The sequence below is a fragment of the Oscillospiraceae bacterium genome, assembly GCA_025757685.1.
Lineage (GTDB): Bacteria > Bacillota > Clostridia > Oscillospirales > Acutalibacteraceae > CAG-217.
Window position 1 is genome coordinate 1,612,646 of sequence record CP107220.1, and the last position, 15,483, is coordinate 1,628,128.

Sequence of the window (15,483 nt, forward strand, 5' to 3'; positions counted from 1 at the left end):
GTATTAAAGAATAAAACCGACCATGCCGGTGGTGGCGTCTGCCCAAAGGACCAGGCGCTTGATTGCCGCCTTTTCCTCGTCCACTTTTACGCCGCCGCTGCCGTCGGCAATCAGGCCGCAGTAGCCGGGCGTGGGCGCGATGCCGGTAAACTTGCACTCCACATAGCCGCCCAGCTGCACGCCCACCAGGTTGCCCTGTACATTGCGTACAAAGCCCATAAAGTTGGGGCTTTTGCTGTCGCACTCTTTTACATATTTATTGGCCACCGGGTATGCCAGCATACCCACCCGGCCGGACTCGCTGTAAAAGCTAAGCATCTTGTCGTCAAATCCGTCAAAATAAATTGCCATGGTTTCTTCCTCCTTAAATTACAAAAGCCTGGTTGTTGCTCTTTTTTTCGCCGCCGGACGCCAGCTGGGGCGACGGCATATTGGCACGGCGATCGGCAGCCTCAAAGGCGGCCTTAAAGGCCTGCAACTCCTTGGCAGTCATCACCCGGGCCACGCCCTCAAACACGCCCAGCTCCATCTGAGGCAGCACCCCGGCGCACAGACGTACCACCTGGGAAGCCAGCTCCTGCTTGTAGCTTTTGCCCAACTGGGCCTCCTGCTCCAGGGTGTCCAGCTGTCGCGCCAACGCTCGCGCTTGGTCGCAGGTGAGGGTCACAGCGCCTTTGCTGTTTTGCAGGGTCTTGCGTACATCGTTCTCTGTCACAGTCTTGTCTCCTTTGCTGCTGTCATAGTGCTTGACCACACCGGCCTCTCGCTGGGCAGGCACGGCCACAAAGCTCCATTCGTAAGCGTCCGTGGCGTCGGACAGCACGGTAAAGGCCACCTTGCCGTCATAGCTTCTGCCGGGCACATGGCTGCACCCGCCGCTGCGCCGATCCGCACCGCACAGGGAGCATACAGCGCTGCCCATGGCACAGGACACGCTCACTTCCTTTTTGATTCCGCCGTCAATCTGGGTGATCAGCTCCGCATTGCCGGGGGTGCGCACCATATAGGCCTTAGCCTGTAAGGTCACCAAATTCTCGCCGTCCGCAGTCTTGCGCCCGGGCACCGGTACCACCGCCGTGGCATAAATGCGTGCCGCCTGGTCGCCGCTTTTCATAGAGTGGTCAAAGATCCCGGTCTTGCCCACAAACAGGGCACCCAGTTCCTCCAGCGCCCGACGGGTAAACTTTTCATGATCCCGATCCACATCGTTGTTGCACAGCACCACGGAGAACACATACAGCTCCTCCGGCGCAAACGCGCGGCGGGTAAAGGCGCCGATGGCCTCTAAATCCGCCGGCGCCGGTGCAAAACTCTTTTCTACATAACCGCCGGTCATAATTTCTCCGTCTCCTTTTTGATTTTCTCCGCCTGGGCCTCATACAAATGGGCCTGGGCCGTATCCGTCTGGTCTTGCAGGGTAATATCCTGCCACACCACCTGGAAGGGAGCGCCGCTGCCGCAGCACTGCAAATAGGTGCGCCCGATCTTCTCGATCACCGGGGTTAAAATACGCCGATAATTCTTCAGCTCCGTGGTGAGCAGGTCCGCCTGTTGGCGGCTCATCCGCTCGGTGGTAGACCAGGACAGACCGAACATAAAGGGCGGCAGCCCGGTTTTGGCCACGATCTGCTCCAGCATTTGGCGCACAGGAATCTCGCTCTCCAGCACCTGATTGTCGGCGCCGATCACCTTTACATCCACATCGCCCACCGCCACAAAGTCCTTCACGGACGAAGCGTCCATAGCCTCCTGCCAGGAGCGGGCCATGGTCTGTGCCCGCTGCCCTGCATAGGCACGGTCCGCCGCGTCGTTGCCCGGTCGGTACACCACCGCATAGCGCAGATTACCGGCATGGCTCCAGTTTTGGCCGATGGTGTTGTAAATTTGCAACAAGATCCGGCTCACAAAGGGCAGTCCCCGCAGCAGACTGGTGCCTGCCACAGCCCCCGGCTCCGGGTTCAGCACGGAGTAGAGCAGCAGCTCCGGCCGGGGCAGCGGCTCTCCGCCGCTGAAAAAGCACAGATCCAGCCCGTTCCCCGCGCGGCGCACTTCCAAATTGCGGGTGTCGCCGTTATACAGAGCATACAGTTCCCGCCCGTCGGTGATCATCTCGCCCACAGCGCTGCCGTAGGTGAGCAGTTGATCCAAATAAGTGGCGATAAAAGCCTCAATCCCCTGCTGGTTGCCGCCCACATTGATCCCGGACAAATCCCGGTTTAACTGCGCATTCAGCCCATCACTGCCGGTGTCCAGGCTGAACCCGCCGGTCAGGCGCACCAGCTTGCCGATGGCCGCGTCCAAAATGGGAATGTTCTCTCGCAGATTGCGATAGAGCGCAGCGTCCGCCGTCACCGCTCCGTAGGACTGCCAGCTGCAAAAGGGCTGACCCGCCGGGTGCCCGGTCTGCACCGCACAGCAGTCCCCTGCTCCTTTTTTGGCGCCCGCTTTGGAACGAAAGCGTCCCAAAACATCACTTCCTTTCTACCGCAAGGGCGCATACGCCGCCGGGCTCCTCACCGTTCAATACGGTAGAAACAAAGTAGCGAATGTCGTCCATTGCATGGTCGTTTTCTTTTTTCGGTGCGTCCCGGCGCAGACTGTTGTCCCACTGGTACAGGGAGAACTCCCGCAATGCGTCCTTGCACCCGGGGGCAATCTTGATCTGCGCCTGTTGCAGTGCCCGGCTCACCCGATGAATGCCCGCCACCACATCGTTATCCGCCTTCAGTACCGGATAGCGGCCGTGGCGCAGCACCGTCTCTGCAAAGCTGGCGGCGGAGGGGTCAATGATCAGTGCCGCAATGGGCCGATCTCCCGCCAATTCGCACAGGTGGGCATAGTATTCCTCGTCGGTAAGTTGCACCCCGGTGGCTCGACCGGAGTGGTAATACTCCGCCACCCGGCACCAGGCATCTCCGTCTCGGCACCACAGCCCCAGGGAAAAGGGATTGACCGTGCCGTAGTCGCAAGAGAGATACCAGGGCCCGGCAGGCGATGCCGGCGCCCCCACATGCCGCTTGGGGTCAAACATGGGGTACACCAGTCCGTCTGCCGCCACCCAGCGCCCCTCTACGAACCGGCGGTAAAAGGTGCCGCTGTACAGTCGCTTGTACCGCCGCAGCACCGCCGGAGACAGAGAGGGATTGTCCGTCATCTGAAAGTGCAGGTACAACACCTGCTTTTCCGCCGCTTTTTGGATCCACTCTTTATAGAACCAATGATAGGGGTGCTCCGGATTGCAGTTAAACCAATAGGTGGCCCCCTCCAGAGAGCACCTGGCCAGCGCCTGCTCCACAAAGGAGCGGGGCATTAAGGCCACCTCGTCCAGCAGCACGCCGCCCAGGGTCATACCCTGGATCAAAGCGGCAGAGCTTTCGTCTCGCCCGCCAAACAGATAAAAGCGGTTCTCCCGTCCGTCCCGGCACACCGTCAGCTCGCTGCGGCTGATCTTAAAAGTGCAGGTAAAGCCCAGCGCCGTCAGCTGCTCCGTCAGCGGGGTGAGCACATTCCGTCTTAGAGAAGCGACCGTCTTGCCGCACAGGGCAAAGGCTGTGTCGCGGAAGCGATAGAACGCCCAACTGACAAAGGAAAGGCTCATGCACAGGGTCTTGCCGCTGCGCACGGCGCCGTCGCAGATAATGCCGCTTTTGCCGCTGTGGGGCGACCCCGGGCACCACCAGGTCAGTGCCTGCATCTGCTTGGGCGAAAAGGGCTTAAACGCTGTCACGATCCCCGGCGCCCCCTTCCTGCCAAACGCACTTGGCACCGGCCTCCAGTGCCTGGTAAAAGGCAGCCGCCGTGTTGCCCTCAGCCGCCTCCAGGGCTTGCAGCTTCTCCAGCGCCTTGAGCCGATCAAAGAATTTGATCTCCATACCGCCGCCCTTAGGGCGCTTGATCTCGCTGATGTTAAAGAGATCCATCTCCCCCAGCGCCGGCAAGATCTGCTCCTCCGGGGCATACAGCAGCCGTACCGCATCCTGTATTTCGCCAAAGGCAAGGTGCCTTAAACCCTCGGTGTATTCCTGCCGTATGCTCTTTTTCTTTCGTCTGCCCATCGGCTCACCTCCTGCAAAAGGGCGCCGCACCGAAAAAGCGCCCTTCACCTATACCCTTGAAAACCGCCGGGTTATAGACGAAAGGCTCTATAAAAAGAAAAAAGCCGGTAAAAAACACCGACTTTTTCTGCTTACTTATTCCGTTTTATCAATCCTTGGTCTTGCTCATCACCTTCAGCGGATCCACCGTCTCCTTGTTCATGGTGGTAATCAAGTGCAGGTGGGGCGTCTCTTCCGCCTCAAAAGGTACGGTGCCCAGGGTGCCCAAATCCTGACCCAGAGTCACATAATTTCCGGCAGACACATTCACTGCATCCATACCACAGTATTGGGCCACCAGGTTGCCCCCGTGGTCAATGGTGATGACCTTGCCCAGCAGGGCGTCCGTCTTAACGGACAGCACCAGGCCGTCGTTGATGGCGGTCACCTTGGCACCCTTGTTGGCCTTAAAGTCCACTGCCGCATGGGCACGGTAGTCCCCCATGGTGCGGTTAAATGTCAGCTCCTCATTGTAGCTTTGCTGCACGCTCTCGGACACCGGATATTTGTAAAAACTCTTGTAAGGCATATTGGTATCCGACTGCTGCATGGACGCCGGCTCCGTAGTGGTGGTGCCCCGGGTGGCAGCCACCGTGGTGCCTGCCGTAGTGGCGGGGGCGGTCTCCGTTACACCCTCTACCCGGTGCTGCACCGCAGCCGCCGAAGTGGTCTCCGTCACGGAAGTAGGCTCGCCCACCGGGGTCTTGCCGCTGCCTTGGGAGGAGAAATACACAATCAGTCCCAGAGCGATGATGGACAGGCAGATCACCGAGAACAGGGTCCGCAGATTTTTGCTTTCATTTTTATCTTTTTTTGATGTAGCCATAAAAATAACACCTCGGCAGTAGTATGCGCCAAGGTGTTTTGTTTTATACAAAGGGGTTATTCTGTTTTTGCCGCTTTGGCCGCCCGGCTCTCCGCCTCCATGATTTCCATGGCGGTGCGCAGGGTGTCTACCACCGATTCCTGGGGCAGTGGTTTTAAGGCGATATAGGGCTTTTTGCCTGCAGACAGCAGCACCCGGCCGTACATACCCTTGTTCAGCGCCGGGATCCATGCCGGTTCCAGATTACTGAAATACAACAGCACCGCGCCGTTTTTTTGGCTGATTTCCGTTAAGCCTAACGCCAGCGCCCGATTGCGCAACAGCGCAATTTCCACCAACCCGTACACACTTTGGGGCGGCTTGCCGTACCGGTCCGTCAACTCGTCGTACACATCGTTGGCGTCTGCGTCGCCGGCAATGTCCGCAATGCGCTTATACATGGCGATCCGCTGATTGGTGGCAGGGATATACGCCTCGGGAATATTGGCGTCCACCGGCAGGTCGATCAGGCACTCCTGCTCCTCGTTTTGGGCAGGCGCCTCGCCTTTCTCCAGCGCCACGGCCTCCTCCAACAACTTTAAGTACATATCGTATCCGACCGCCTCCATATGGCCGTGCTGGCGGTTGCCCAAAAGAGAACCGGCACCGCGGATCTCCAGGTCCCGCATAGCAATCTTAAACCCGGAGCCGAACTCCGTGTATTCCCGAATGGCCTCCAACCGCTTGGTAGCAATATCCGTCAGCTCCCGCCCACGGGTGTAAGTAAAGTAGGCAAACGCCCGGCGAGAGGAACGCCCGACCCGGCCGCGAATTTGGTGCAGCTGGGCCAGTCCCATGCGGTCTGCGTGCTCAATAATCAGGGTGTTTACATTGGGAATATCCACCCCGGTCTCTATAATGGTGGTGCACACCAAAACATCCAACTGGGCGTCTAAAAGCTGCTGCCAAACGGAACTAAGCTGCTCCTCGGTCATACGACCGTGGGCAATGCCCACCCGCGCGCCGGGCAGTGCCTTTTGGATTTGCACCGCCGTGTGCTCAATGGTATCAATATTATTATGCAAGTAGTAGCACTGACCGCCCCGTGCCAGTTCCTTTTCCATGGCCTCCGTCAGCACCCCAAAATCGTACTCCATCACATAGGTCTGCACCGGGTGCCGGTCGCCGGGAGCCTCCTCCAGCACGCTCATATCCCGTATGCCGCTCATAGCCATATTCAAGGTACGGGGAATGGGAGTGGCAGACAGAGTCAGCACATCTACCGCCGGGAATTTCTCTTTGATCTTCTCTTTTTGTGCCACGCCGAAGCGCTGCTCCTCATCCACAATCAGCAGCCCCAGATCCTTAAAGCGAATGTCCTTGCTGATAATCCGGTGCGTACCTACCAGCAGATCCACCCCGCCGTGCGCCAGATCCTCCAATATCTGCTTTTGCTTAGTGGGGGACACAAAGCGGGAGAGCATCTCCACCCGCACCGGAAACGGCTCCATCCGGCGCATAGCCGTTTGGTAATGCTGCATAGCCAACACCGTGGTGGGCACCAAAATGGCGCACTGCTTACCGTCTGCAATGCACTTAAAGGCGCTGCGCAGAGCCACCTCCGTTTTGCCAAAGCCCACATCGCCGCACAGCAGCCGGTCCATAGGCGACGGCCGCTCCATATCCGCCTTGATCTCCGCCGCGCTTTGCAGCTGATCGTCGGTCTCATCATAGGCAAAGCGCAACTCAAAGTCCCGCTGCATATCCCCGTCCGGGCTAAAGGCATAGCCGGGGGTACTCATCCGCTTGGCGTAGAGAGCAATTAACTCCTTGGCCATATCCCGCACAGAGGCGCGCACCTTGGCCTTGGTCTTTTGCCAGTCGCCGGAGCCGAGGCGGTTGATCTTCACCTTTGTATCTTCCTTAGGCCCAATGTACTTGGACACCAAATCCAACTGGGTCACCGGCACATACAGGGTGTCGCCCTTGGCGTAGCTGATTTTAATATAATCCTTTTTCACCCCGCTAAGCTCCAGGGAGTGAATGCCCTCAAACACGCCAATTCCGTGCACATTGTGCACAATATAGTCGCCTTTTTGCAATTCGTCCAGGGAGTGAATGGCGTTTTTGCCCCGAGCACGCTTGTGCTTCTTTTTACTTTGCCCGGTGCGGGCGTGGGTAAACAGGGCAAAGCGAATATCCGAAATTTGCACCCCGCCGCTGAGGCTGCCCGGGCATACATGCACCGTGCCGGTCTGGAACTGCTCCGGCAAGCGCGGGTAGAATTCTGCGGAAAAGCCCTCACTTTGCAGGTCCGTGGCCAAAGCGCGCCCGGCCCGCTCCGTACCTGCCAGCAGGCAGATGGTGTACTTTTTCTCCGCCAAGGGGCGCAGCTCCTCCGTCAGCTGGGCCATGGTGCCGCTCCATACCCCCAGGGTTTGCAGCCGGAAGTCGGACAAATGCCCCACCGGGGTGTCAAAGCTGCCCCGAGGCATGGAGTCCAGATACAGCGCTTTCTTTTCTGTATAAATTTCCGTCAGCGTGTCAAAATCAACCGTATACCGGTCCAGCCCCTTGCACAGGCTGCCCTGCTCCACCAGCCACTTCATATCCTCTTGCAGCAGCCGATTGGCGTTATTGCACTTCTCTTTCACTTTTGCCGAGTCGCACACCGCCAGCAGACCGTTGCAATAATCAAACAATCCGTTTGACTGATACACAAGGGGTAAATATTTATCTTTACAAGGCAGGGTGCCGGTTTTGCGCAGGGTGTCTGCGTCTGTGAGCAGCTTTTCCCGGGCTTTGGTGGCCTTGCCCCGCAGCCCGGCAGCCAGCGCTTCTATTGCCTTGGCGGTTTTTTCCGCATCGGCAAAGAGCACCTCTGCCGATGGGGTGATCCGCAGGCTGTCCAGTGCCTCCGTCCGCCGTTGGGTAGCCAGGTCAAAGGCGGTCATACTCTCAATGGTATCGCCCCAGAATTCCAGCCGCACCGGTTCTGTGCGCCCAGGTGGAAAAATGTCCAAAATACCGCCACGCAAAGCAAACTGGCTGGTGCCGTCCACCTGGTCGTACCTGACATAGCCCGCTGCCACCAACGCCTGTACCAGCTGGCCGGGGGGCACATCATCCCCCACCTTTACCGTGCGGGTGCGCCCCAGCAGCTCCGCCGGGGGCATGGTCAGCTGGCAGGCAGCTGCCACCGGCGCCACCACGGCCGTGTACGCCCCCGCAGCCATGCGGGACAGCACATCCAGCCGCAGCAGCTCGTACTCATGGCTGGCACCCGCCACCTGCACAAAGTTCATCTCCCGCGCCGGGTACAACAACACATCCCCTTGCAGGGTGCGCAGATCCTCCGTCAATTTAACGGCAGAGGCCTCGTCCGGCGTGAGCACCAGCAGGGGCTTTTTTTGTTGTTCATACAGTGCGTGGAGCACCAGCGCTTTACCGGTCTCCGAAAGACCAACGGCCCCAACTGGTCGGGACCCGGTGGTCCACGCCCGATTGAGGCTGGCAAACGCATCACTTTGATTCAGTATACCTGAAAAGCAAGACATTCTTTCATTCCTATTCTGCCCCGCAGGGCTTTTGCTGTCAGCGGTTATACAAGTTCATGGCCTCATCCGTTTTGCCCTCCACCAGCAGCCGCACCGCCGCCGTGGCGTGCTCCAGCGCCGTCTTCAGCGCCGGCTCTTGCTCTTTGGGAAAACGGCCCAGCACCCAGTCCGCCAGGTCATACGCCGGGGTGGGTTTTTGCCCCACGCCGATCTTCACCCGGGGGAAGTCCTGGCTGCCCAACCGGGCAATAATACTTTTTATGCCGTTGTGTCCCCCGGCGCTGCCCTTACGGCGCACCCGGGTACGACCCACATCCAAACTGATGTCGTCAAACAGCACCAGCACCCGCTCCGGCGGAATTTTATAAAAATTCGCCGCCTCGGCCACTGCGTCGCCGCTCAGGTTCATCATGGTTTGCGGCTTCATCAGCAAGCACCGCTCTCCGCCCAGGCGCACATCGCCCACCAGGGCGTGGAACTTTAATTTTTTAATATCCACATGCTCCTGGAGCGCCAGCAGATCCACCGCCAAAAAGCCCGCGTTGTGGCGGGTCATCTCGTACTTAGGTCCGGGATTGCCCAGCCCTACAATCAAATACGAATAGGTGCCGCCAAACTCTTTTTTTCTTGAAAAAAGCATACTCTTCCTATCTTCTTATGGCAAAAATCGGGCACGCCGCCACCGTACCTCTACAGTACAGCGTGCGTCGCGCCCGTTCTGATTATGCCTCGGTTTTTTCAAACTCCTGGAATTCCCGCTCGTCGTCGGATTTCTCGAAGTTGTACATATTCTCGTCCTTCACATGCTTGGCAATGAACTTGTCACGGTCAAACAGCTCGTCTGCCTTCACCTTCCAGGCCTTGGCAGCGCCGATGGTCTTGTCGTACAGCTCGTTGGCCGACTCCGGGTGCTGCATCTCGGTAGAATAAGCACCGGTCTCTGCCACCATTTTGCTGATGGCGCCGGGGTTATCCAGCACCGGGCAGGGGCGCAGCATATTGTTAGAGAACGGCTGGTTGCGCTTGTACGCCATAAACAGCGGACTTTGCAGCGCGTCCAACACGGAGCATTCCTTAATATTCACATTGGAGTAATGCACAAAGGCGCAAGGCTCGCAGTCGCCGTTGGAGTTAATATGGAAATAGTGGCGGCCGCCGGCAATACAGCCCTGCACATACTCGCCGTCGTTCCAAAAGTCCAGCGCAAAAATGGGCTTGGTGTGGCGCCACTCGTGCATCTTCTTATACATCAGCGCACGCTGCTCCGGGCTAACCATCAGATCGGTTACCGCGCCGTTGCCGGTGGGCATATAGGTAAAGAACCAGGCAAACTTAACGCCCTGGTCGATGAGCCAGTCCATATACTCGTCAGAGGCCAGCACATCGGTGTTTTTGCTGGTGTAGCACAGGGAGGCGCCAAAGGGCACGCCCCGATCTTTCAGCCGCTTCATGGCGGCCGTGCACTTTTGGAAAGTGCCGGCGCCGCGACGGAAGTCGTTCTCCTCCTCGTAGCCCTCAATAGAGAAGGCCGGGTAGAAGTTGCCTACTTCGCGGATCTCATCAGCAAAGCTGTCGTCGATCAGCGTACCGTTGGTAAAGCTCAGGAATGCGCAGTCCGGGTTCTCTCTGCAAATACGCATCAGATCCTTGCGGCGCATGGTAGGCTCGCCGCCGGTGTACAGATACATATATGTACCCAGCTCCTTGCCCTGGGTGATAATACGGGTCAGATCGTCGTAAGACAGAGAGCTGGTATGGCCGTACTCGGCAGCCCAGCAGCCGGTGCACTTCAGGTTGCAGGCAGCGGTGGGATCCATCAGGATTGCCCACGGCACATTGCAGCCGTACTTCTCAATGGCAGCCATACGCTTGGTGTAGCTGTTAATGGCTACATTCATCAGCGGCTGAACCAGCTGATTGAGCACATGCTCATCTGTATTGCAAACCAAATCTCTGGCAAAGCGCATCCAGTTGTTATTCGGGTCATCCAGCACCTTGTGCAGACCGGCATAGGTGGAACGATTAACCTTCTTTACATCCGCCATCTCCATCAGGCTGAGAATGCGGGGTGCGTTCTTATCAAAATCCTTACGCGCATACTTGATCGCGTTTTTTACGACAACAGCCGTCACTGTTTCTTTGAAAGCCATAATACTTAACCTCTCTATACGCAGTATGCCGCCGAAAGGCAGCAGTTCCTGCAATTTCAGTCAAATTCTGTGTATCAAATATAATACTAAGGAATCAAAAAGTCAAGCCATAAGTTTAATAAAGGGCGTAATGTCCTGTAAAACTTTATCTTTTTTTAAGAATCGGCCGATTACTGGTGATTAAAACCGGATCTGGAACTTTAAGCGATAGGTCTTATCGGTCTTGTTCTTGTATTTCTCATTGCAGTGGGCGCCCCAGCTGTCGTAGCCGCCTACGCCCTGCTGCCGGGCAATGCAGCGCACCACGGTCTTGGTCACCGGGGGCAGATCCTTGCCGTGCCAGGTATTCTCAATCTCCTTGGGCAGCCAGTGGCTCACATTCAGCTCCATCACCGGCTCCGCCACCAGGCTAAACACCTTTTTCTGCCCCACCAGGGTGGCGTAGCGCACACCAGTGCGATTGCCGCACTCCTGGGGTTTCAAATAATCGGTATAAAGGTCGGTAACCGTGGTGTTGTACAGCCCGATCTGCGTTGCGTTGCACCGATCAATATAGTTCTCCTCCGGCCCGGCACCCAGGTAAGTCAGATTTTCAAAATCCGGCGGTAACTCAAACAGCAGCCCCACCTCCGGGATCTCCGGCAAAGCGTCATTGGGGAAGAATTGCATATCCACCTCCATACCCTTGGAGGTAATGGTGTAGACCACCTGGCCCTTGCACTCCGGCTGGGTGCACACAGTAGCACCGCTGACCACAACCACCTTTTTGCCGCCGTCCAAAATTTTGTAATTCTCAATAGACCACTTGGTGTTGTTGTAAATCCCGGGGGTGTCGCCGGCGTCTCGCCAGCAGCCCAGCCGAGAACCGGCCCGGGTGCCTCGGTCATTATCCGTCAGCGCCCGCCAGAAGTTAAAGCGCATAGGTCCTTGCAGCAGCTCCTCGCCGCCTACCTTAATACTCACCAGCTGGTTGCGCTCCCGGCGCTCAAAGCGAATGTTTACATCATCGCTCATCACCCGCAGAGAGCCGTAGGTATCGTCCACCAGCAGCGGTGCGTCCGCCACCAATTCATCGTATGTGTTGGCAAAGGCGTCAATGACAAACTGCTCCTTGGCCACCGCAAAGCCCGCCGGGCACCACAGGGTCTTTTCCTTGGTGCGCAGCTCCAAATTCAAATAGAATTCCGTGTTGCAGGGGCGACCCAGTTCCAGGTCCAGCACCTTCTTCTCACCGGGCGCAAGCTGCACTTCCACAACCCCGTCCCGGAACACGCCTTTATCACTGCACTGACACCAGTACAGTTCAAAATCAGCCAAATCCGTAAACAGGTATTTATTTTTGATCTCCACTTGGCCCCGCACCGGGTCCACGGCACAGAAGTCCACATACTGATACAGCTTTTGAATTTCGTAATACTTGGGGGTGATCCGCCGATCACCAAACAGCAGCCCGTTGCCGCAGAAATGGCCGTCGTTGGGCTCGTCCCCAAAATCGCCGCCGTAGGCCAGGTATTCCCGTCCCTGGTCGTCCTTGGTGAGAATGCTCTGATCCACCCAGTCCCACACAAAGCCGCCTTGCAGGCAGGGATATTTATCCCACAGGGTGGTATATTCGTCCGTAGAACCACAAGAATTGCCCATGGCGTGGGTGTACTCGCAAAGCAGGTACGGCCGACCGTCCCGCCGGGTCAGAGCATATTCTTCACATTCCTGGGGTTTGGCATACATTTTGCTCTGCACATCGGACAAGCTTTGCTCCTCCGGGTCGCCGTGGCACTCAAAGTGCACAAAGCGGGTATCATCCACATTTTTCAAATAGCGGTACATTTTCTTAGGTGTCTCGCCGCCCAGGCTCTCATTGCCCATGGACCAGCACACCACGCAGGTGCAGTTCTTGTCCCGCTCATACAGCGCCTGAATCCGATCCATACACGCCTTTTCCCACTCCGGTCGGGAGTCCGGAATCTGGGGGCAGCCAATGATGGTGGAGCGGTTGGTGCCGTGGCTTTCCATATTGTTCTCATCAATCACATAAATACCGTACTCGTCGCACAGCTCCATCCACCGGGGACAGTTGGGATAATGAGAAGTGCGCACCGCGTTCATATTGGCCCGCTTCATCTTCTCCAGATCGTCCCGCATCACTTCCTCGGTGATATACCGACCGGTGCGGCAGTCAAACTCGTGGCGGTTGGTGCCCTTAAACACCACACGCCGGTCGTTAATACGGATCACGCCGTCCAGGATCTCCACCTTGCGAAAGCCGAATTTGGTAGAAATATATTCAATAGGCGCACCGTTGTTCTTTAAGGTCAGCACCAGGGTGTAAAGCGCCGGGTGCTCGCTGCTCCACAAGTCTGCCCCGGCCACAATGGCCCGCAGCACCGTGCGGTGGTCCTCATTGGCGTACTGGCAATCCAGCGCCACGGTGTTGCCCGCTGCGTCCAGCACGCTCATATCCAGCGACAGCCCCTCGTAGGCGCCGTTGGTCTTCACCAGCACCTCCACAAAGCCGTCTTTCATCTCGCCGTCCGGCTGGGCTTTCAGCACAAAGTCCCGAATGTACTCCCGCTCGGTGGTATAAAGATACACATCCCGAAAGATACCGCCCAGGCGCCACATATCCTGGCACTCCAGCCAGGAGCCGGTGCACCAACGGTACACCTCCACGCCGATCACATTGGATCCCTCTTGCAGATAGCGGGTCACATCAAACTCAGCCCGATTAAAACTGGACTCACTGTAGCCCACCCGCTGGCCGTTAACATAGAGATAAAAAGCGCTCTCCACACCCTCAAAGCACAGCACTACCCGCTTTTGCAGCAGATCGGCGCCTACATGGATACGCTTAACATAGCAGCCCACCGGATTGTGCTTGGTGGGGGCTGCCGGAGGGCAAATATCCTCGTGCCCCTCCCAGGGATAACGCACATTGCAATACTGGCTTTGGTCGTAGCCCTGCATTTGCCAGGAGCCGGGTACCTGCACCGTGTCCCAGTTGTGGGTGTCGTAATGCACCTGGGCAAAGTCCGACGGCCGGTACGCATAGTTTTTATAGAGCTTAAACTTCCACTTGCCGTTTAGCACCTTGCACCGAGAGGAGGCATAGCGTTCTGCCTTTTGCGCCTCCTCAAAGCTGGCGTAGGGCATAAAGGTAGCGTGCTGGGGCAGCCGGTTTACCCCGGTGATCTCCGGGTTGGCCTGCCACTCTACATAACCGTCAACAAAATTTCTTTCCATATCCGTATCTCCGCTCCTGGAATGTTAATACTTTCTTTGCCTTATCGGCGATGATAGGTGCCCTCGTGGAACCCCTCTTGCTTAACCACTGCGCCCACGGAGCGCAGCAAAATGATCAGGTCCAGTTTCAGGCTCCAGTTGTCGCAGTATTCCTTGTCCAGTTTCATCTTGCGCAACAGAGAAATGCTGTCACGCCCGTTGATCTGGGCCCAGCCGGTGAGCCCGGGCCGAAAGCGATATACCCCATATTCCAGTCGCAGCCGGTGGGCGCGCATTTCGCTGGAGATCAGCGGCCGCGGCCCCACAAAACTCATATCCCCTTTGAGGATATTCCACAGCTGGGGCAACTCGTCCAGGCTGGTCTTGCGCAGGAATTTGCCGAATTTTGTAATGTACTGTTCCGGGTTCTCCAACTCGCCGGTGGCGCAGTTGGGGGTGTTGTTCTTCATGGTCTGGAACTTGTAAATGGTAAAGGGCTTGCCCCGCCGTCCCCGCCGCTCATGACTAAAGAACACAGAGCACTCCGGGGTAAACAGGTTTACAATACAGATCACCAAAAACAGCGGCGACAGCACCACCAGCGCCAAAAAAGAGGCGCAAATATCAAACAGCCGCTTGATCTTGGTGGGACCAAACCACTTTTTTTTGCTTTTTTTATCCATAAGATCCGTTCTCACTTTGATTATCAAAATCCGCGCTGCCACCGGAGAAAAAACGCCCCGGTGCGCAACATGGAGTGTATTTATTTGTAGATTATACCATATATGCTTTCAATATGCAATATTTGCGTTAAAGTTCCCATTCTCGACTTTCGCCGGTGTTTGAACGGGGTGTAAACACTGCGCTCCGGCTCTTGCAAAAGGCGGCGGTATTCTGTATAATATTATAAGCAATTTGAAAGGAACATCGCCATGAAAAAATTACTTTCCCTGGTGCTGGCGCTGCTGCTGGCCCTCTCCTTTGCCGGCTGCTCCGGTTCCACCGCCATGACGGAAAAGAATGTAACCGCCACCGTGGACCAAGCGTTTTCAGCGTTGAAAGATTTTAATACCAAGAAGCTGGAAAAATATGTAGACTCTAAGACCCTGTCCGTGATCATCTCTTATGCCAACAAGCACGACCAATTTGCGGACCTGGGCAAGGCACTGTTCAAGAACCTGGAATATAACATTGAGAGCATAGATCTGGACGCCAAGACCGTCACCGTCAGCGTGCGCAACAAGGACTTAAAAGACACTGCGTCGGCATTCACCAAGGCGCTGGTAAGCAAGTATTCTGCGCTGCAAATGCTGGGGCTGCTGAATAACGAGACCTGGCTGAACACCTCCCTAAAAAGCCTGACGGACAGCATTGCCATTGCCAAGATGCAGTCCGCCCCGGTAAGTGTGACCCTAACCGTTACCGCCGGCAAAAAGAACCTGATGCTGGGCTTTGATGACGCAGCGGAGAACGCCGTCTCCGGCGGTGCGCTGCAAGCGGTCAAGTCCCTGACCTCCGGACTCACCGGCAGCAAAAGCACCACAGAGAGCACAAGCAACTGACCTTTGGTGCCGTAATTATTATATAAAAATAATATTTTTAGTGACAATCTTGCCAAATTGTGGTACAATGATTGTTAACGCCTGCAAAAATCAGGC

12 protein-coding genes are annotated in these 15,483 nt (G+C 56.7%); 1 reads left to right on the forward strand and 11 read right to left on the reverse strand.

The genetic code is table 11. The annotated features are described in order from the left end of the window. Positions 1-3: 3 nt before the first annotated feature. The 11 genes from OGM59_07565 to OGM59_07615 form a co-directional block, all read right to left on the reverse strand. The gene (locus OGM59_07565) at positions 4-351 is read right to left on the reverse strand and encodes a hypothetical protein (GenBank protein UYI90560.1); all 348 of its coding nucleotides are present in this window, start codon (positions 349-351) and stop codon (positions 4-6) included. Positions 352-364: 13 nt separating this feature from the next. Then, the gene (locus OGM59_07570) at positions 365-1,336 is read right to left on the reverse strand and encodes a hypothetical protein (protein UYI90561.1); all 972 of its coding nucleotides are present in this window, start codon (positions 1,334-1,336) and stop codon (positions 365-367) included. Beyond that, positions 1,333-2,466 carry a serine/threonine protein phosphatase gene (locus OGM59_07575; GenBank protein UYI90562.1) on the reverse strand — a complete coding sequence of 378 codons (1,134 nt, stop codon included), beginning with the start codon at positions 2,464-2,466 and terminating at the stop codon, positions 1,333-1,335. Before OGM59_07575 ends, OGM59_07570 begins: the two co-directional genes overlap by 4 nt. Before the next feature lie 4 nt (positions 2,467-2,470). Continuing rightward, entirely contained in the window at positions 2,471-3,727 is a 1,257-nt protein-coding gene (locus OGM59_07580) for a PBSX family phage terminase large subunit (protein UYI90563.1), read from the reverse strand. Continuing rightward, positions 3,714-4,055 (reverse strand): hypothetical protein, encoded by a 342-nt coding sequence (locus OGM59_07585; protein ID UYI90564.1) that lies wholly within the window; start codon positions 4,053-4,055, stop codon positions 3,714-3,716. Before OGM59_07585 ends, OGM59_07580 begins: the two co-directional genes overlap by 14 nt. A 148-nt stretch (positions 4,056-4,203) precedes the next feature. Further along, positions 4,204-4,920 (reverse strand): M23 family metallopeptidase, encoded by a 717-nt coding sequence (locus OGM59_07590; GenBank protein UYI90565.1) that lies wholly within the window; start codon positions 4,918-4,920, stop codon positions 4,204-4,206. A gap of 56 nt (positions 4,921-4,976) precedes the next feature. Further along, a complete protein-coding gene (gene mfd, locus OGM59_07595) occupies positions 4,977-8,456 on the reverse strand; it encodes a transcription-repair coupling factor (GenBank protein UYI90566.1) in 3,480 nt (1,159 codons plus the stop codon). Between the two features lie 37 nt (positions 8,457-8,493). After that, the gene (gene pth, locus OGM59_07600) at positions 8,494-9,096 is read right to left on the reverse strand and encodes an aminoacyl-tRNA hydrolase (GenBank protein UYI90567.1); all 603 of its coding nucleotides are present in this window, start codon (positions 9,094-9,096) and stop codon (positions 8,494-8,496) included. Positions 9,097-9,178: 82 nt separating this feature from the next. Continuing rightward, positions 9,179-10,606: a radical SAM protein gene (locus OGM59_07605; GenBank protein UYI90568.1), complete on the reverse strand. Its 1,428-nt coding sequence runs from the start codon at positions 10,604-10,606 to the stop codon at positions 9,179-9,181. Between the two features lie 180 nt (positions 10,607-10,786). Next, positions 10,787-13,846, reverse strand: a complete 3,060-nt coding sequence (locus OGM59_07610) for a DUF4981 domain-containing protein (protein UYI90569.1) — start codon at positions 13,844-13,846, stop codon at positions 10,787-10,789. A gap of 41 nt (positions 13,847-13,887) precedes the next feature. Further along, the gene (locus tag OGM59_07615) at positions 13,888-14,508 is read right to left on the reverse strand and encodes a sugar transferase (GenBank protein ID UYI90570.1); all 621 of its coding nucleotides are present in this window, start codon (positions 14,506-14,508) and stop codon (positions 13,888-13,890) included. 249 nt (positions 14,509-14,757) lie between these two features. Between OGM59_07615 and OGM59_07620 the strand changes: the two genes are divergently transcribed. Further along, positions 14,758-15,387 (forward strand): hypothetical protein, encoded by a 630-nt coding sequence (locus tag OGM59_07620; protein UYI90571.1) that lies wholly within the window; start codon positions 14,758-14,760, stop codon positions 15,385-15,387. Positions 15,388-15,483 lie beyond the last annotated feature (96 nt).